This is a genomic window from Mycobacterium aquaticum (assembly GCF_002086485.1).
Classification (GTDB): Bacteria; Actinomycetota; Actinomycetes; order Mycobacteriales; family Mycobacteriaceae; genus Mycobacterium; species Mycobacterium aquaticum.
Genome location: NZ_MVHF01000015.1, coordinates 61674 through 79735 on the forward strand (window position 1 = coordinate 61674; position 18062 = coordinate 79735).

Sequence of the window (18062 nt, forward strand, 5' to 3'; positions counted from 1 at the left end):
AGCAGGCGCCATCTGGCATACAACAGAATGTAAGCGCAGTCACAAGGGATGTCAACGGCTACGTGCGACACCCGCTGCCGATCAGCTGATGCGAGCTCCTCCAGGGGCTCGTTAACATGCCTTTTACGTGCTATTTCAGGAGATTCACCGGCGGTAGTGCGACCCCCGAGGGCGTGCGGAGAATGCGTACTTCTTGACCCGCCTACCGCATCAAGCTATCGTCTGTGGCATGCAACAGAACCTCGCTGGGCCACATGTGCGGAAGGTGGTCGTCTACCGCGAGACGGTGGTGACCGAAGCCGGTGAACGCCCGACCCGCCCGGCGCTGCAGGCCAGCGTCGCCGCGGTGATCCACAATCCCTGGCTCGACACCCCGCCGTCACGCGACCTGACCCCCGAAGTCATGCAGATCGCCCCGGTGCTGGCGCAACTGCTCACAGATCGCTTGATCGAGACGCTGGGAGGCGCCGACGCGATCGAGGCGTTCGGCAAAGCCGCCATCGTGGGCACCGCCGGCGAGATCGAACACGGCGGTGCACTGATCCACACGCCGTACTTCGGCAACCTCATGCGCGAATTTCTCGAGGGCGACTCGATCATCTGTTTCGCCGATGTGCGCGCCGACGCCGGTGAGCCACTGGTGGTTCCGATGTGGCACAAGACGAAGGCCGCCACCCGCAGCCACTACCAGACGGTGAACACCCGGATATCCGACGGCCCACGCGCCGACGAACTCGTCATCATCGCCGCCGGGTCGACCGGCCCACGGCCCCACCCCCGGATCGGGGACCGCACCACCGACCCCGCCGTCACCGTCAAGAGTCTGGAGAGTGTCCTGTCATGAAGCTGCGCAAGATCGTCACCGTCGTCGAGGAGATCCGCACCGAGGGTGGCCGCGAGGTCAATCCGCCGGCCCGGGTGGCCGTGGTCGCGGCAGTGATCGAGAATCCTTGGGCTGGACAAGGTTTCGTCGACGACCTGGGCCCAGGGATCGATGCGACCGCGTCCGACGTGGGAGCACTGTTGGCACCGCTGGTTCTCGAGGCTCTCGATGAGCCCGCCGAAGCGTACGGCAAGGCCGCGATCGTCGGGCTGAACGGCGAGATCGAACACGGCTCGGGCCTGATCCACACACTGAAGTTCGGCGATCATTTCCGCAAGGCCGCCAATGCCACCACGCTGCTGCCCGCGGTCGAGAAGCGCGGACCGGCGGGCGTCATCTTCGACATCCCGCTCAAGCACATCACCGACGCCACGATCCGGTCGCACCATCAGACCGTGGAGGTGCGCATCGCCGACGCCCCGCATGCCGACGAGATCGTCATCGCGTTGGCCGCTGCCTCACAAGGCCGCCCGCAGCAGCGCCTGGCGCCGCTGAGCAGCGAGAAGTAACTCCGGTGAGCCGGCCGACGCTCGTCCTGCTGCACGGAGTGGGCCTGGACCACACCGTGTGGGAGCCCCTCGCCGCGCTGCTGGCCGACCGGTTCGACATCATCACTCCCGACCTGCCCGGACACGGCGCCAGGCCGCCCGCGCCCGCGGGAGTGACGTTGGCGGACTTGGCCGATGGCGTCGCGGCCGAGATCCCGACCGGGTCGCACCTGGTCGGGTTCTCCCTCGGTGCCCTGGTCGCCCAGCACCTCGGGGTGCACCGTCCCGAGCTGGTCGCCTCGCTGACCTCGGTGGCCTCGGTCTGCCGGCGCACACCCGAGGAGCGGGTCGCGGTACTGGCCCGGCTCGACACCGCCGCCACCGACATTGCGGCGAGTTCGGCTGCGTCCCTGCGGCGTTGGTACGACGGCACCGACGTGGCCCCCGAGCAGATCGCCCGCACGGAGGCCACCTTGCTGGCCAACGATCCGGACAGCTTCCTGAACTGTTACCGGGTTTTCGCCACCGCCGACGCCGAGATCGGCCCGCAGCTCGCTCTCATCGACGTACCGGCACTGGCCATCACCGGGTCCGACGATCCGGGCTCGACCCCGGACATGACCCGCAGGCTCGCGGCGTCCATCCGCGATTGCGAAGCGGTCATCATCCCCGGGGCGCGGCACATGCTGCCGGTGCAATGCCCCCGCGAACTCGCCGACGCCATAACGTCTTTCATCGGAAGGTCCGTTCATGTCTGAAACCCCGAAACTGCAGCACTTCATCGGCGGGAAGGCGACCGCTCCGGCGTCCGGTGAGTACTTCGAGAGCACCAACCCGGCCACCCGCGATGTGCTGTACCAGGCGGCCCGCGGGAATGCGGCCGACATCGACGCGGCGGTGGCCTCGGCCACCGAGGCGTTCAACGATCCGCGGTGGCGAGATCTGAGCCAGACCAAGCGGGGCCATCTGCTGCGCCGCCTCGGGGACCTGGTCGCCGAGAACGCCGAGGACCTGGCTCGCTCGGAATCCCTGGACAACGGCAAGCTGCTGCGTGAGATGCGTGGTCAGCTCGCAACCCTGCCCGAGTATTACTACTACTACGCGGGTTTGGCAGACAAGATCCACGGCGACGTCATCCCGACCTCAGATCGTCGGGTGCTCAACTACACCATGCGGGAGCCGCTGGGTGTGGTCGGCGCGATCACGCCGTGGAACTCGCCGCTGACGCTGACCACGAGCAAGCTCGCCCCTGCGTTGTGCGCGGGCAACACCGTGGTGATCAAGCCGTCCGAGTACACCTCGGCGACGGTGCTGAAGCTGGCCGAGCTCGTGATCGAAGCGGGCTTTCCACCAGGGGCGGTCAACGTGGTCACCGGATTCGGCGCCGAAGCCGGCCAGCCTCTGGTGGATCACGTTGGGCTGGCGAAGATCTCGTTCACGGGTAGCACCGCGACCGGGTCACGGATCGCTTCTGCGACAGCGGGCCGGTTCATCGGGTCGACGCTGGAACTCGGTGGCAAGTCCCCCAATATCGTGTTCGACGACGCCAACGTCGCCAACGCGGCCACCGGTGTGGTGGCGGGCATCTTCGCAGCCGCCGGGCAGACGTGCATCGCGGGCAGCCGGGTGTTCGCCCAGCGCGCCATCTATGACGAGTTGCTCGAGCGCGTCGCCGAACGGGCCCGCAGCATCCGGATGGGCAATCCGCTCGACGACGACACCGAACTCGGCCCACTGGCGTTCGAGGATCAGCGCGACAAGGTGGCGTCCTACGTCGACCTCGGCCGCTCCGAAGGAGCCCGGGTACTCACCGGAGGCCGGGCCACCGACGGTGGTCTCGGCGGGTTCTTCTACGAGCCAACGGTTCTGGTGGACGTCACCAACCAGATGCGCGTGGTGCGCGAGGAGATCTTCGGCCCGGTCGCCGCGATCATGCCGTTCGACTCCGAGGACGAGGTCGTGCAGTTGGCCAACGACACCGAATACGGTCTTGCCGCAGGCGTGTGGACGTCGAATCTGGCCCGCGCACACCGAATGGCCGCACGCCTGGACGCCGGCACCATCTGGGTCAACACTTACCGGGCCATGTCACCGATGTCGCCGCGGCAGGGCTTCAAGAGCAGCGGTGTCGGCGTCGAGCACGGCACCGAGACCATGAAGGAATACACCCGGCTCAAGAGCGTGTGGATCAACACCAACGAGGGCCCGGTGCCCGATCCGTTCGTGATGCGGAGCTGACATGCCACTCGTCGAAGTGACCATCGCGCAAGGCCGTTCGGCCGACCAGATCCGCGCCATGATGCACGAGGTGCACGAGGCGGTGCTGAGGACAGTGGACACCCAACCTGAGCACATCCGCGTCATCGTCCGCGAGGTTCCCCGGACTCATTGGGCAACAGGCGATCTCACCATCGCAGAGATGAAGGAGCAAGCATGAGATTTTCGTTGTTCGTCCACATGGAACGCTGGGACTCCTCGATCAGCCATCGGCAGCTCTTCGAGAACCTCGCCGAGCTGTCCCTGATGGCCGAGGCCGGCGGCTTCTCGACGGTGTGGATCGGCGAGCACCACGCCATGGAATACACCATCTCGCCGAGTCCGATGCCGCTGCTCGCCTACCTGGCCGGTCAGACTTCGACGATCCGGCTCGGCGCGGGCACCATCATCGCCCCGTTCTGGAATCCCATTCGCGCGGCAGGTGAATGCGCCCTGCTCGACGTGATCAGCAACGGCCGCATGGAAGTTGGCCTGGCCCGCGGCGCCTACCAGATCGAGTTCGACCGCATGATGCCCGGGCTGTCGGCCACCGACGGCGGCAAGTACCTGCGCGAACTGGTGCCCGCGGTGCGCAAGCTGTGGCAGGGCGACTACGCGCACGACGGCGAGATCTGGCAGTTCCCGACGTCGACGAGCGTTCCCAAGCCCGTGCAGCAGCCGACGCCGCCGATGTGGATCGCCGCGCGCGATCCCGATTCGCACGACTTCGCTGTGGCCCAGGGATGCAACGTCATGGTGACGCCGCTGATGAAGGGCGACGACGAGGTCGTCGACCTCAAGCGAAAGTTCGACACCGCCGTCGGCAACCACCCCGAGGTGACGCGCCCCCAGATCATGGTGTTGCGCCACACCCACGTTCACGCCACCGAGGATCCAGACGGCTGGCGCCCGGCCGCCGCGGCGATCTCGAAGTTCTACCGCACGTTCGACGCCTGGTTCGGTAACAAGACGGCGCCGGTCAACGGGTTCCTCGAGCCCAGCCCGGAGTCGAAGTTCGCGCAGCGCCCCGAGTTCGAGTTGGAGTCCCTGCATCGCACCGCGATGATCGGCACGCCCGACGAGGTCATCGAGCGCCTGCGGTTCTACCAGGAACTCGGCATCGACGAGTTCAGCTTCTGGTGCGACAACAGCCTGCCGCACGACGAAAAGCGCAAGAGCCTCGAACTCTTCATCAAAGAAGTCGTTCCCGCATTCCAATAGGAGCCGGCCATGAATGGTGTGCGCATTCACGCCATCGATCTGCAGGATGCCCAGCGCCGGGCCGCCACCCAGCGTGCCGCCGCACCGGAGCTACCCGTGCTGCTCGACGTCGAGGTGCTGATCGACCGCGACATCCGTGCGGCGTTCAAAGCGCTCGGTGACCTACCCCCGGGCACCGCACTGCGATACGTCGGCACCCCGCGCGGGCTGGCCGGTCTGATCGCCGACGTGCAGCGGCTCGGCATCGCCGACGGTGTGGTGCTCAAACCGCTCGGTGACAGCCCGGTCGCGGATCTCATGCTCGAGGAATTGGCGCCGGGCCTGGCGTCCTGACACTGTGGCCTAGGCAGTGGACGCAGCGTTTCGGTTGGTGCTGTTCGAGGCAGTCGTCGGCGCGGCAGCCGTCAGGATCTGCCCGGCGCGCTTGTCGACGTAGCGGGTGACCGCATGCTGGCCGGCGCCGAAGATCACGGCCATCAACAACAGGTCCGGCACGGTCTGCGGAGGCTTCATGGGCCCGATACCGTTGCCCAGCAGTGCGAGACCGACCACGGCGACCAACGGCCCGAACGCAATCTTGAGCAGTCCCTGTTGCAGCGGCAGGTTGAACGGTCCGACATTGGTCGGGATCCGCGACACCGCGGGGATTGCGGTGAACAGCGCCCCGACTGCTCCGAACAACATCACGACAACGAGGCACCCCCAGGCCGAGGCATGCCAATCATCGTGTGGCACGACGAAATTCAGAGTCGGCGCGGCCGCCTGCGCCACCACGATCGCGGCGGAGAACACCACGCAGAAAACGGAGGCGATCAGCAACCGGTTCCGCAGATAGCGTGCCTCGCGGTTGGCGTGATCGGCCTTGGCATGCGCAGCCCGCAACACCTCGGCGGTAGCCGAGCGCAACTCGGCCTCCGGCGGGTCAGATTGCGCACAGAGTTTGTCGAGCTGGGCAAGCTGAGGGTCGGCATAGTCGAGGTAGGCGTGTCCCCGCTGGGCAGCCCGCGCGGCGTACACCGGCAGCGTCGCGCCGTCGACCAGCCCGACCATCCGCTCTTCCACCTCACGCAAACGCGACCACGCCCGCTCGATCTCGGTTCCCCACCACCACTTCAGCGGAGTGACTCGCGCGCACGAAGCCTCATTGGCGTCTTTCAGCAGATCGTCGATCAGGTATCTGCGGGTCTGCATCTTGCACGGCGTCTTACCGAGATCCAGACCCGCGAGATCGTCCAACAACAAGATGCGGCGGTGCTGCGCCGCCTGCCGCCATGGGGCGGTTCGCGAACACCCCTCCGGCAGGCCGGATTTCAGGCCTCGCCAGAGCGTCCCCTCCAGGCAGTCCTGGTGCGCCTGACCGATAGCCGAATGGACACCATTCGTAGGCGATTCCGCGATGGCCATGACCATCTCCTTCGTCACCTGTGACGGTATTCCTGTGCCCGGCACGCTGAAACGCGTAGCGAACTACCTCACTTACTCGATCAGGCGAACGGGTCGACCGCCGCAGCGATGCGCGCCGCAGCGTCGGCGACAACGGCTTCCCCATGACCGAACCCGGCGATCTGGGCGCCGGTGGCCGCGAGTGTCTGCAGAGATACGGTGGCGGCGCGCCGGTCGGTGTTGAAGACACCGAGGATCACCTGTCCGTTGAACTCCGCGACCGCATCACCGGTGAGCACGGCGTCAGCAGCGGGCAGATACAGTCCGATGCTGCCCGGCGTGTGCCCGGGTGCGGCGACGACGCGGGTGCCTCCGGCGAAGTCGAGCACATCCCCGTCGACCACCTCTCCGTCCACCCGGCAAGCGGGCCCGTGCGGTGAGGACTCGATGTCGGGGCGGATCGTCCGCTCACCGTCGGTCAGCACCGGCACAGGTCCGGGTTCGTCGCCCCGGATATACGGCGAATCGGCAACGCCGGCAACCACTTCGGCATCCGACCAGTCGACGATCCGTGCGGCCGAGCCGCAGTGGTCCTCGTGAAAATGGGTCAGCACAATACGTTTCACGTCGGTGCGCGAGCGGCCCAGCGCTGTCAGAGCCTGAGAAATCAGCTCGGCGCTGTCTGGCCAACCGGTATCGATCAGCGTCACACCGTCGGCTCCGAGCCAGAGGTAGCAGTTCAGGAGATGCGCGCGGTCGCCGGGAATGCGCAGGCGATACAGCGAGGGAGCCAGCTCAAGCAGATCGGGCATGATTCGACGCTAGTGATCATGGCCCGTCACGGTCGAGCGGTTTCGCTGTGGTCGAAACCGGCCCAGTGGCCACTTGTGCACGCATTTTTCGCGATTCGCGTACGTAACTGGCCACTCGACCCGCAAGAGTCAGGCCATCGCGCGGCGGCCGGCCAGCGCGCGGCCGAGGGTGAGCTCGTCGGCGAACTCCAGGTCCCCACCCATCGGCAGGCCCGAGGCGATACGCGTCACCGTCAGCCCCGGAATGTCGCGCAGCATGCGCACCAGGTAGGTGGCGGTGGCCTCGCCCTCGGTGTTCGGGTCGGTGGCGATGATCACCTCGGCCACGTCGACGCCGTCGACACGTTCCCCGATCCGGTTCAGCAGCTCACGGATGCGCAGCTGGTCGGGCCCGATACCGGACAACGGGTCCAGCGCGCCGCCGAGCACGTGGTAGCGGCCCCGGAATTCGCGGGTGCGCTCGACGGCCTGCACGTCCTTGGGTTCCTCGACGACGCATACCAGTGACGCGTCACGGCGGGGGTCGCTGCAGATCCGGCAGCGCTGCGCGTCGGACACGTTGCCGCACACCTCGCAGAACGTGACCCCGTCGCGGATGCGGCCGAGCACGGCCGTGAGCCGGTCGATGTCGGGCGGCTCGACGCTCAGCAGGTGAAACGCGATCCGCTGGGCGCTCTTGGGCCCGATGCCGGGCAGTTTGCCCAGCTCGTCGATCAGATCCTGGACGGGACCCTCGAACACGGATACCTACAGTCCCGGAATGCCGAAGCCGCTCAACCCGCCGGCCAGCGGGCCGAGGCGGCTCTGTGCCATTTCTTGCACCTGCGCCGACGCGTCGGCCAGTGCGCCCACGATGAGATCCTGCAGGGTCTCCGGATCGGACGGATCGATGACCTTCGGGTCGATCGACACGGCGACCACCTCACCGCTGCCCTTCACCGTGACCTTGACCAGACCACCGCCTGCCTGACCCTCGACCTCGGAGTTGGTCATCGCCTCCTGGGCCTCCATCAGCTGCTGCTGCACCTGCTGTGCCTGTGCGAGCAGTGCCGACATGTCGGGTGTGCCTCCGGGTTGCATGACAGGTCCCCTTGCCGTGTTGGTTGCGTCTTGGTCTCGACTTGGTTGCTCTCCGCTCGAGCGCGGCGGTTTGACCTTCCAGCCTAGACGGCGCCCGGGCTACGGTGGCGCCCGTGCGAGTCCCAGCCTGCCTGCGTGTCGGCACCGCGGTTGCCAGCAGCGTGCTCATCGCTGTCTCGACCGCCGCCGCACCGATTGCCCATGCCGCACCCGCGAACCTCGCCGGGATGATCGTCTTCCTCGATCCCGGCCACAACGGCGCCAACGACGCCTCGATCAGCAAGCAGGTCCCGACCGGACGCGGCGGCACCAAGGACTGCCAGGCCAGTGGCACCTCGACCGACGACGGCTACCCCGAGCACACCTTCACCTGGGACACCACGCTGCGAGTCCGGGCCGCGCTGACCGCGCTGGGAGTGCGGACGGCGATGACGCGCGGCGACGACACCTCGGTGGGGCCGTGTGTCGACGCGCGCGCCGCGATGGCCAACGCCGTGCACCCGAACGCCATCGTCGCCATCCATGCCGACGGCGGCCCCGCCAACGGCCGAGGCTTCCACGTGTTGTACTCGTCGCCGCCGCTCAACGCCGTGCAGGCCGGTCCGTCGGTGCAGTTCGCGAAGGTGATGCGCGATCAGATCTCCGCGTCGGGAATCCCGCCGGCCACCTACATCGGCTCGGGCGGGCTGGATGCCCGCTCCGACATCGCCGGGCTCAACCTCGCGCAGTACCCGTCGATCCTCGTCGAGTGCGGCAACATGAAGAACCCGGTCGACTCGTCGCTGATGAAGTCGCCGGAGGGCAGGCAGAAGTACGCCGACGCCATCGTCCGCGGGATCGCCGGGTTCCTCGGTTCGCAGCAGGTCGCGTCGGCGCGCTAGGTGCCTTCCACTTCTTTCTTGAGGTTGGCGAGCACCTCGTCCTGGATCTTGCGCAGCCCCAGCGGCGCGAAGATCTTCTCGAAGAAGCCGCCCACCCCGCCGGCGCCGGTCCAGGTGGTCTTGAGGTTGACCGACGATCCGGCTCCGGCCGGCGCGACGGTCCAGTTGATCACCATCGACGAGTTGGCGTCCTTCTCGATGACGGTGTGCCCCGCCACGTCGACGGTCACCTTGACGTCGCGGACACGTGATTTCGTCGCCTGCAGTTTCCAGGTGGCGACGGTGCCCGCACCCTGCCCGCCTTCGAGGACCTGGTAGCCGCTGTAGTTCGAGGAGAGAATCTTCGGCCGCACCGTCTGGTAGTCGGCGATCGCAGCGAACACGGCGGCGGGTTCGGCGTTGATCAATACGGTGCTGACCGCGCTGACCTGTCCCATCGGTGAATACTCCTTGTATCAATGACGTCGCGGTCTGATAACCGCGCTCCTCTGGGTCGCATCGAATGCAACCGCCGACTAGCGTATATGTGTGTCTGTTGTTCCGACTGACGCACAGGCTGTCCACGCTGCCGGCGTACAGCGGCTTCTCGACAGCTATCGCGCCATAAAGCCCACCGAGACAGTTCGTCTTGCCAAAAACACGTCGAACCTGTTCCGCGCCCGCGACCGGCACGCCGGTAAGGGCCTGGACACATCAGGTTTGACGAATGTCATCGCGGTCGACCCACACGCGTCGACCGCAGATGTGGCAGGCATGTGCACCTACGAGGACCTGGTGGATGCGACGCTGCCATACGGGCTGGCGCCCTTGGTGGTACCGCAACTCAAAACCATCACCCTCGGCGGTGCGGTCACCGGCCTCGGCATCGAGTCCACGTCGTTCCGCAACGGGCTGCCGCACGAATCCGTGCTGGAGATGGACATCCTCACCGGCGCAGGCGAAATCGTCACCGCCTCGCCCACCGAGCATTCCGATCTGTTCCGCGCTTTCCCCAATTCCTATGGCACCCTTGGCTATTCGACGCGGCTACGGATCGAGCTGGAACCGGTGCTGCCGTTCGTCGCGCTGCGCCACCTGCGCTTCCACACCTTGGCCGACCTGGTCGCGGCCATGGACCGCATCATCGAAACCGGTGGGCTGGGCGGCGAGAAGGTGGATTACCTCGACGGCGTGGTGTTCAGTGCCGACGAAAGCTACCTGTGTGTGGGCATCAAGACCGCCACGGCCGGTCCTGTCAGCGACTACACCGGCAGCGCCATCTACTACCGGTCCATCCAGCACGACGGGAAGACCGCGGCGGAAAAGCATGACCGCCTGACCATTCACGATTACCTGTGGCGGTGGGACACCGACTGGTTCTGGTGCTCACGGGCATTCGGCGCGCAGAACCCCGCGATCCGGCGGCTGTGGCCGCGCCGCTACCGCCGCAGCAGCTTCTACTGGAAGCTCATCGGCTACGACCGGCGATTCAACATCGCCGACCGCATCGAGAAGCGCAACGGGCGCCCGCCGCGGGAACGCGTGGTACAGGACATCGAGGTGCCGATCGAGAACTGCGCGGAATTTCTCACGTGGTTTCTCGAGAACGTCCCGATCGAACCAATCTGGCTGTGCCCGCTGCGGTTACGCGATGATCCGAGAACCGCAGGCACGTGGCCGCTGTATCCGCTGCGGCCCCACCACACCTACGTCAACGTCGGCTTCTGGTCGTCGGTGCCGGTCGGGCCCGAACCCGGGCACACCAACCGGCTCATCGAACGCAAGGTCAGCCAGCTCGACGGACACAAATCGCTGTATTCGGACGCGTTCTACCCGCGTGACGAGTTTGACGCACTATATGGCGGGGAAGCTTATAAGACGGTCAAGAAAACCTACGATCCCGATTCACGTCTCCTTGATCTGTACTCGAAAGCGGTGCAACGGCAATGACAACATTCAGGGAAAATTCGACACACTCTCAGGCGAACAAACTGACGCTCGCCGAGATCCTGGAGATCTTCGCCGCGGGACAACTGCCGCTGAAATTCACCGCATACGACGGCAGCACCGCCGGCCCTGAGGACGCCGCACTCGGACTCGACCTCAAGACCCCGCGCGGCACGACCTACCTCGCCACCGCCCCCGGTGACCTCGGGCTGGCCCGCGCCTACGTGTCGGGTGACCTGGAACCGCACGGCGTGCACCCGGGCGATCCGTACCCGCTGCTGTGCGCGCTGGCCGAGAAGATGGACTTCAAACGGCCACCGGCGCGTGTGCTGGCCAACATCATCCGCTCCATCGGCATCGAGCACCTCAAGCCCATCGCCCCTCCGCCGCAGGAGGCGCTGCCGCGCTGGCGCCGGATGGTGGAAGGGTTGCGGCACAGCAGAGTTCGCGACGCCGAGGCCATCCATCACCACTACGACGTGTCGAACACGTTCTACGAGTGGGTGCTCGGGCCGTCGATGACCTACACGTGCGCCTGCTATCCGAGCGCCGACGCGTCGCTGGAGGAAGCGCAGGAGAACAAGTACCGCCTGGTGTTCGACAAGCTGCGGCTGCAGCCCGGGGACCGGCTGCTCGACGTCGGCTGCGGCTGGGGCGCCATGGTCCGTTACGCGGCGCGCCAGGGCGTACGGGCCATCGGTGTGACGCTGTCGCGCGAGCAGGCCGCGTGGGCCCAGAAGGCCATCGCCGAGGAAGGGCTGGGCGATCTGGCCGAGGTGCGGCACGGGGATTACCGGGATGTCGCCGAGTCCGGCTTCGACGCGGTGTCCTCGATAGGCCTCACCGAACATATCGGCGTGCACAACTACCCGTCGTACTTCGGTTTCCTGAAGTCCAAGCTGCGGGTCGGCGGGCTGCTGCTCAACCACTGCATCACCCGGCACGACAATCGGTCGGGTGCGGCCGCCGGAGGTTTCATCGACCGCTACGTGTTCCCCGACGGCGAGCTCACGGGCTCCGGCCGGATCATCACCGAGATCCAGGATGTGGGCCTGGAGGTGCTGCATGAGGAAAACCTGCGGCATCACTACGCGATGACCCTGCGCGACTGGTGCGCCAACCTCGTCGAGCACTGGGACGAGGCCGTGGCCGAGGTCGGCCTGCCCACCGCGAAGGTGTGGGGCCTGTACATGGCCGGTTCCCGGCTGGGCTTCGAGACCAACGTCATCCAGCTGCACCAGGTGCTGGCGGTCAAGCTCGACGAGCACGGCCACGATGGAGGACTACCGCTGCGCCCGTGGTGGCAGCCCTAAGCGTGCGCTTGGACATTCTGTCGAATTCGATGTTGCGCAGTTCGACGTGACGTCGATGCACTGTTAGCTGCGCCACACTTAGTGTTCTTGGTACCCCGACCAAGGACGCATCCATGAACCCATCGAACTCGACGGCCGCCCGCCGCCCGGTGATCGAAACCCGCTCCATCGACTATGTCCCCGTGCGCGAGCGGCACGGCACCGTGTGGCATCAGGGACCGTTCTGGTTCACCGGCAACTTCGTCGTCACCACGATGGTCGCGGGCTTCATCGGCCCCGCCATCGGTCTCAGCCTCGGCTGGTCGGTGCTCGCCGTGGTCCTCGGCGCCGGGTTCGGCACGTTCTTCATGGCGTTCCACGCCAACCAGGGCCCACGGATGGGCCTGCCTCAGATGATCCAGTCGCGGGCGCAGTTCGGCACCCGCGGGGCAATCGTGCCCTTCATCGCCGTGCTGTTCGTCTACGTCGGCTTCAACGTGTTCAACGTCATCCTGGCGACCCAGGCCCTTCAGTTGATCCTCCCCGGCAGCGCCGCGGTGTGGTATCCGGTGCTGATCCTCGTCGCGATCCTGCTGGCCGTCGTCGGCTACGACCTGCTGCACTTCATCCAGCGCTGGCAGTCCTACCTGATGGTGGCGGTCTTTCTGCTCTTGACCATTGCCGCGCTGACCAGCCTGCACGGCGGCTCGGCCATTCCCGACGCGCACTTCGACTGGGGGAAGTTCCTCATCGTCTTCGGAGCCGCGGCCGGCTACCAGATCTCATACGCCGTCTACGTCTCCGACTACAGCCGCTACCTGCCTCCCGACGTGTCGGCCCCGGCCGTCATCAGCTGGACCTACGCCGGCGCGGCCCTATCGGCCATGTGGCTGATGTCGCTCGGTGCGTTCATCGGCTCGGCCATCGCCGAACCCGATGCCATCGGCAGCATCCAGCAGGTCGGCAACTCCCTGTTCCACGGCTTCGGCACCTTCGCCGCGGTGATCTCCGTCCCGGCTCTGCTCAGCATCATGGCGATCAACCTCTACGGCGCCATGCTCACCGGCGCGAGCGCCGTCGACGGCTTCAAGCAGCTCAAACCCAGCGTCCGGGGACGGATCATCGGCATCCTGGTGATCGCGATCGTGGTCTACACCATCGCGCTGGTGATCCCCGAGAACTACCTGTCCAGCTTCAACAACTTCGTGCTGATGATGCTGTACTTCCTCATCCCCTGGACCGCGGTCAACCTGGTCGACTTCTACTTCGTGCGCCGAGGCCACTACGCCATCGCGGACATCTTCAAACCGAACGGCGTCTACGGTCGCTGGTCCTGGCGCGGGCTGGTGGCCTATGCCGTGGGCTTCGCCGCCATGATCCCGTTCATCACCACCACGTTCTACGAAGGCCCGGCCGCCAAAGCCATTGGCGGCGGCGACATTTCATTCGCAGTCGGGCTGGTGGTCAGCGGAGTGAGCTACTGGCTGCTGACCCGGAATCTCGACCGCTCGGCCGAGGAGGCCGCCATGGCCGCCAGCGAACGCGAGCTCGCCGCGCTCGATGATGCCAAGGTGGCGCCGTGACTGTTGCCGTTGCGGCCTGCCAGGTGTCCCCCGTGCTGGGCGACCCGCAGGCCAACCGGTGCATCGTGGCCGCCGCGGTCGGTGACGCCGCGAACGCAGGCGCCAAGGTCGTGGTCCTGCCGGAGCTCGTCTCCAGCGGGTACGTGTTCAGCGGCAGAGCCGAGGCGGCCCGATCCGCCGAACCCGTCGACGGACCGACCATCCAACTGTGGTGCAGCCTGGCGCGGACCCACCACCTGGTGCTCGTGGGCGGGTTCTGCGAGCTCGGTCGCGACGACGCCCTGTACAACTCTGCCGTCATCGTCGACCACACCGGCCTGCGTGCGGTGTACCGCAAGACCCATATGTGGGACCGGGAGCGGCTGATCTTCACGCCGGGAGACGCTCCACCGCCCGTCGTCGACACCGAGATCGGCCGGATCAGCACCATGATCTGCTATGACCTCGAGTTTCCGGAGTGGGTTCGCATCCCTGCCCTGGCCGGGGCGCAGCTCCTCGCCGCCCCGGTCAACTGGCCGACCTATCCGCGGCGCGACGATCAACGGCCACTGGAGGTCGTGCGGGCCCAGGCCGATGCCTCCGTCAACCGCATGGCCGTGGTGGCGTGCGACCGCACGGGCGTCGAACGCAAGGTCGGCTGGGTGGGCGGCAGCGTCGTCATCGACGCCGACGGCTGGGTGCTGGCCGGCGGAAACGCGACTGCCGAAGCCCAAACGGTGACGGCTGAGGTGGATCTCGACCTGGCCCTGGACAAACGCGTCGGCGGGCTCAGCGACATCCACAGCGACCGACGCCCCGAGCTGTACGAGCGGGTGACTCGCTAGCCGTCGATCTTGCGCGCGCCAAGTTCGTTCTGCAGGAGCTCCAGCGCGACCTCCTCGGGGTCGCGGCGCGGCCCGGCCTCGCTCTGCCCCGCCTCGGCGAGCAACTCTTCTTCCTCGTCCTCTGGCGATGGCGGTTCCGGAGGGGGCGCCAGATCGGCTTCGGGTATGGAGCGAGCCACCCGGGCGGGCACCTTGGGCGGGGGTTTGGTGGCCCGCGGCGGTGGCGGTGCTGCGGCTTCCGCGGTGCCCACCTCACACCGGATCTGCCAGTCCACCCCGAGCGCGTCCTTGAGCGCATCGCGGATCACGTCGGCATTGCGCGATTCGGTCAGCCGCTTGGCCAGCGGTGGCGATTCATGGGACAGCACAAGGGTTTTGTCCTCGACCGCCCGCACGATCGCCCCCGAGAGCATGACTTCGGTGGTGCGGCTGCGCTCGCGCACCTTCTCGCGGACCGTTGACCACATGGACCGCACGGCGGCGGCGTTGGGTTCGCCGCCGGGCGCGGGCGCTGACGGCGCCGGCTCGTATTCCGGTTCCGGCTCGCGCGCGGGTTCCGGTTCGGGTTCCGGCGCCACGGGCTCGGGCACACGCACCCGGACCGGTTCCGGTTGGGGCTCGGGCGCCGGTGGAGGGGGTGGCGGTGGCGCTGCCGCAGCGGGCGGCGCCGGCACAACAGCGGGCGCGGGTTCGGGAGCCAGCGCCGGTTCAGGCGTCGGCGGCGGTGTGGCCGCCGCCTGGCTGCGCCGGGTGTAGGTCTTGGTGGGCTCGGCGGCTGGCCGACCGGCCGATGCCTGGGCCTCTCCGGCCGGGATCGACATGTCGAGCCGGGTTTCGATGCGTTCGATGCGCTGCAGCAAGGCCGATTCGGTGTCGTGCGCCGAGGGCAGCAGCAGCCGCGCGCACACCACCTCCAGCAGCAGCCGGGGCGCCGTGGCACCGCGCATCTCCCCCAGCCCGGCATGGACCACCTCGGCGTAGCGCGTCAGCGTCGCCGAACCGAGCCGGTCCGCCTGCTCCCGCATGCGGTCGAGCACGTCGGTGGGCGCGTCGACGACCCCGCGGGTCGCGGCGTCGGGGACCGCCTGCAAAACGATCAGGTCGCGAAAGCGTTCGAGCAGGTCGGTGGCGAACCGGCGCGGATCGTGGCCGGCGTCGATCACCGACTCGACCGCCCCGAACAGCGCCGCGGCGTCACCGGCGGCCAGGGCCTCGACAGCGTCGTCGATCAGCGCCATATCGGTGGCACCGAGCAGCGACAGCGCCCGCTGGTAGGTGATCCGGTTGCCCTCGGCTCCGGCCAGCAGCTGATCGAGCACCGACAGCGTGTCGCGGGGGGAACCGCCACCGGCGCGGATGACCAGCGGGTAGACCGCGTCGTCGACGTCTACGCTCTCTTCGCCGCAGATACGTTCGAGCAGCGGGCGCATGGTCCGCGGGGCCAGCAGCCGGAACGGGTAGTGATGGGTGCGCGACCGGATGGTCGGCAGCACCTTCTCCGGTTCAGTGGTGGCGAACACGAAGATCAGGTGCTCGGGCGGTTCCTCGACGATCTTGAGCAGCGCGTTGAAGCCGGCCGTGGTGACCATGTGCGCTTCGTCGATGATGAAGATGCGGTACCGCGATTGCGCAGGCGTGAAGAAAGCGCGGTCGCGCAGCTCGCGGGTGTCGTCGACGCCACCGTGGCTGGCCGCGTCGAGTTCGGTGACGTCGAGGTTGCCCGGCCCGTTGGGGGCCAGCGCGACGCACGAATCGCACACCCCGCACGGCGTCGGCGTCGGCCCCTGCTCGCAGTTCAGCGAGCGGGCCAGGATCCGCGCCGACGAGGTCTTGCCACAGCCGCGCGGCCCGGAGAACAGGTACGCGTGATTGATCCGGCCCGCGGTGAGCGCCGTCGAGAGCGGCTCGGTGACATGCTCCTGCCCGACGACTTCGGCGAAGGTAGCCGGACGGTACTTGCGGTAGAGAGCCACGGATGCAGGCTACCTACCGGTCCCGACTAGTCATCCAGCAGCGACTCGGTCGCCGCCAAGAGCGCACACGTCGCCAGTCCGTCGATGGCCTCCCGCACATCGGGCAGCGACGGGAACGTCGGGGCGATGCGAATGTTCTTGTCCTCCGGGTCATTCCGGTAGGGGAAGGCCGAGCCCGCCTCGGTCAGCGCGATACCCGCGTTCTGTGCGAGGGCGATCGTGCGCTTGGCGGTGCCGGGCCACACGTCGAGGCTGACGAAGTAGCCGCCCTTGGGATCGGTCCACGACGCGATCTTCGACTCACCCAGGCGGTCTTCGAGCACCTCGGCCACGAGCGCGAACTTGGGAGCGATCAGCTCGCGGTGGCGCTGCATCTGCTGCCGGACGCCGTCGGCGTCGCGGAAGAACCGCACATGCCGCAGCTGATTGACCTTGTCGGGGCCGATCGACTTCTTCCCCGCGTGCAGCACGTACCAGGCGATGTTGCGCTTGGACGCGCCAAGGAAGCACACGCCCGCTCCGGCGAAGGTGATCTTGGAAGTCGAGGCGAACACCAGCGGGCGGTTGGGGTTGCCCGCAGCTTCGGCCAGGCCAAGCACGTCGACCTGCTCGACGAAATCTTCGGTGAGCGTGTGGACGGCGTAGGCGTTGTCCCACATCAGCCGGAAATCCGGTGCGGCCGTGGGCATTTGGACGAGACGCCGGACGGTCTCCGCGGAGTAGACGGTGCCGGTCGGGTTGGAGAACACCGGCACGCACCACATGCCCTTGATGGCCGGGTCGGCGGCGACGAGTTCCTCGATGAGGTCGACGTCGGGGCCTTCCTCGCCCATCGGCACCGGGATCATCTCGATGCCGAACGATTCGGTGATCGCGAAGTGCCGGTCATATCCCGGCGACGGGCACAGGAATTTGACGACCGGTTCCTTGATCCACGGCCGCTCCGAATCCTCGCCGCCGTGCAGCAGCGAGAACACGATGCAGTCATGCATCATCGCCAGGCTCGAGTTGTCGCCCGCGATCAGGTTCTGCACCGAGATGCCGAGCAGTTCGGCGAAGATCTCGCGCAGCTCGGTCAGGCCGTTGAGGCCGCCGTAGTTGCGGGTGTCGGTGCCGTCGCGGTCGCGGTAGTCGGCGTCGCCGGGCAGGCTCAGCAGCGCATTCGCCAGATCCAGCTGGGCCGGGGACGGCTTGCCGCGGGTCAGGTCGAGGCTGAGGTTCTTGGCCTGTAGCTCGGCATAGTTGCGCTGCTGGATTTCGTGCTGCGCGAGCAGATCGTCGCGGCCGAGGGAGTGGAACGACGACACCGCGCGCCTTTCACAAGCGTGGACCCGGAAGGTCCGGGCGATCAATGAACGTAAGGGGACCCCGCGCACCCGCCAGAGCCCATTGACCCTTGCTGCCTTCCGGCCCTGGGGGAGTTCACAGGATGGACGCCGCGCGGGGTCCACGGGCGAGTG

19 protein-coding genes and 1 other RNA gene are annotated in these 18062 nt (G+C 67.1%); 12 read left to right on the forward strand and 8 right to left on the reverse strand.

Translation table 11 applies throughout. The features are described 5' to 3' along the window. The first annotated feature begins 229 nt into the window (after positions 1 to 229). The 7 genes from BST13_RS16435 to BST13_RS16465 are packed head-to-tail and all read left to right on the forward strand — an operon-like array spanning position 230 to position 5181. On the forward strand, positions 230 to 844 hold the full coding sequence (locus tag BST13_RS16435; RefSeq protein WP_083165092.1) for an amino acid synthesis family protein: 615 nt from the start codon (positions 230 to 232) through the stop codon (positions 842 to 844). Then, positions 841 to 1392 (forward strand): amino acid synthesis family protein, encoded by a 552-nt coding sequence (locus tag BST13_RS16440; RefSeq protein WP_083165093.1) that lies wholly within the window; start codon positions 841 to 843, stop codon positions 1390 to 1392. Before BST13_RS16435 ends, BST13_RS16440 begins: the two co-directional genes overlap by 4 nt. A gap of 5 nt (positions 1393 to 1397) precedes the next feature. Next, positions 1398 to 2129 (forward strand): alpha/beta fold hydrolase, encoded by a 732-nt coding sequence (locus BST13_RS16445; protein ID WP_083165094.1) that lies wholly within the window; start codon positions 1398 to 1400, stop codon positions 2127 to 2129. Then, positions 2122 to 3609: an aldehyde dehydrogenase gene (locus tag BST13_RS16450; protein WP_083165095.1), complete on the forward strand. Its 1488-nt coding sequence runs from the start codon at positions 2122 to 2124 to the stop codon at positions 3607 to 3609. The genes BST13_RS16445 and BST13_RS16450 overlap by 8 nt, the downstream gene beginning before the upstream one ends. A 1-nt stretch (position 3610) precedes the next feature. Further along, a complete protein-coding gene (locus BST13_RS16455) occupies positions 3611 to 3808 on the forward strand; it encodes a tautomerase family protein (protein ID WP_083165096.1) in 198 nt (65 codons plus the stop codon). Further along, the gene (locus BST13_RS16460) at positions 3805 to 4848 is read left to right on the forward strand and encodes an LLM class flavin-dependent oxidoreductase (protein ID WP_083165097.1); all 1044 of its coding nucleotides are present in this window, start codon (positions 3805 to 3807) and stop codon (positions 4846 to 4848) included. Before BST13_RS16455 ends, BST13_RS16460 begins: the two co-directional genes overlap by 4 nt. A 9-nt stretch (positions 4849 to 4857) precedes the next feature. Further along, positions 4858 to 5181, forward strand: a complete 324-nt coding sequence (locus tag BST13_RS16465; protein WP_083165098.1) for a hypothetical protein — start codon at positions 4858 to 4860, stop codon at positions 5179 to 5181. A gap of 9 nt (positions 5182 to 5190) precedes the next feature. Here BST13_RS16465 and BST13_RS16470 read toward each other — a convergent pair whose 3' ends face one another. The 4 genes from BST13_RS16470 to BST13_RS16485 all read right to left on the reverse strand — a co-directional run bounded on the left by BST13_RS16470 (position 5191) and on the right by BST13_RS16485 (position 8123). Next, complete coding sequence (locus BST13_RS16470) at positions 5191 to 6252, reverse strand: hypothetical protein (RefSeq protein ID WP_142282797.1); 1062 nt, start codon at positions 6250 to 6252, stop codon at positions 5191 to 5193. 80 nt (positions 6253 to 6332) lie between these two features. Next, complete coding sequence (locus tag BST13_RS16475) at positions 6333 to 7043, reverse strand: MBL fold metallo-hydrolase (RefSeq protein ID WP_083165100.1); 711 nt, start codon at positions 7041 to 7043, stop codon at positions 6333 to 6335. 129 nt (positions 7044 to 7172) lie between these two features. Continuing rightward, positions 7173 to 7784: a recombination mediator RecR gene (recR, locus tag BST13_RS16480; protein ID WP_083165101.1), complete on the reverse strand. Its 612-nt coding sequence runs from the start codon at positions 7782 to 7784 to the stop codon at positions 7173 to 7175. 6 nt (positions 7785 to 7790) lie between these two features. Continuing rightward, entirely contained in the window at positions 7791 to 8123 is a 333-nt protein-coding gene (locus BST13_RS16485; protein ID WP_083165102.1) for a YbaB/EbfC family nucleoid-associated protein, read from the reverse strand. A gap of 113 nt (positions 8124 to 8236) precedes the next feature. Here BST13_RS16485 and BST13_RS16490 point away from each other — a divergent pair, with 113 nt between their 5' ends. Further along, the gene (locus BST13_RS16490; protein WP_211296104.1) at positions 8237 to 9004 is read left to right on the forward strand and encodes an Rv3717 family N-acetylmuramoyl-L-alanine amidase; all 768 of its coding nucleotides are present in this window, start codon (positions 8237 to 8239) and stop codon (positions 9002 to 9004) included. Here the strand turns inward: BST13_RS16490 and BST13_RS16495 are convergent. Then, on the reverse strand, positions 9001 to 9441 hold the full coding sequence (locus BST13_RS16495) for an SRPBCC family protein (protein ID WP_083165104.1): 441 nt from the start codon (positions 9439 to 9441) through the stop codon (positions 9001 to 9003). The genes BST13_RS16490 and BST13_RS16495 overlap by 4 nt on opposite strands. Positions 9442 to 9532: 91 nt before the next feature. Here BST13_RS16495 and BST13_RS16500 point away from each other — a divergent pair, with 91 nt between their 5' ends. The 4 genes from BST13_RS16500 (at position 9533) to BST13_RS16515 (ending at position 14629) form a co-directional block, all read left to right on the forward strand. Continuing rightward, a complete protein-coding gene (locus BST13_RS16500) occupies positions 9533 to 10933 on the forward strand; it encodes an FAD-binding oxidoreductase (RefSeq protein ID WP_083165105.1) in 1401 nt (466 codons plus the stop codon). Next, on the forward strand, positions 10930 to 12243 hold the full coding sequence (locus BST13_RS16505) for a class I SAM-dependent methyltransferase (protein ID WP_083165106.1): 1314 nt from the start codon (positions 10930 to 10932) through the stop codon (positions 12241 to 12243). The genes BST13_RS16500 and BST13_RS16505 overlap by 4 nt, the downstream gene beginning before the upstream one ends. A gap of 113 nt (positions 12244 to 12356) precedes the next feature. Beyond that, on the forward strand, positions 12357 to 13805 hold the full coding sequence (locus BST13_RS16510) for a purine-cytosine permease family protein (RefSeq protein WP_083165107.1): 1449 nt from the start codon (positions 12357 to 12359) through the stop codon (positions 13803 to 13805). Then, on the forward strand, positions 13802 to 14629 hold the full coding sequence (locus BST13_RS16515; RefSeq protein WP_083165108.1) for a nitrilase-related carbon-nitrogen hydrolase: 828 nt from the start codon (positions 13802 to 13804) through the stop codon (positions 14627 to 14629). Before BST13_RS16510 ends, BST13_RS16515 begins: the two co-directional genes overlap by 4 nt. Here the strand turns inward: BST13_RS16515 and BST13_RS16520 are convergent. The 3 genes from BST13_RS16520 to ffs all read right to left on the reverse strand — a co-directional run bounded on the left by BST13_RS16520 (position 14626) and on the right by ffs (position 18054). Then, positions 14626 to 16602: a DNA polymerase III subunits gamma/tau gene (locus BST13_RS16520; RefSeq protein ID WP_083165109.1), complete on the reverse strand. Its 1977-nt coding sequence runs from the start codon at positions 16600 to 16602 to the stop codon at positions 14626 to 14628. The two genes, BST13_RS16515 and BST13_RS16520, sit on opposite strands and share 4 nt — an antisense overlap. 26 nt (positions 16603 to 16628) lie before the next feature. Further along, complete coding sequence (locus BST13_RS16525; protein ID WP_083165110.1) at positions 16629 to 17909, reverse strand: aspartate aminotransferase type Ic; 1281 nt, start codon at positions 17907 to 17909, stop codon at positions 16629 to 16631. A 50-nt stretch (positions 17910 to 17959) separates the two neighbouring features. Beyond that, positions 17960 to 18054: signal recognition particle sRNA small type (ffs, locus tag BST13_RS16530), an RNA gene on the reverse strand. Between the last annotated feature and the right edge of the window lie 8 nt (positions 18055 to 18062).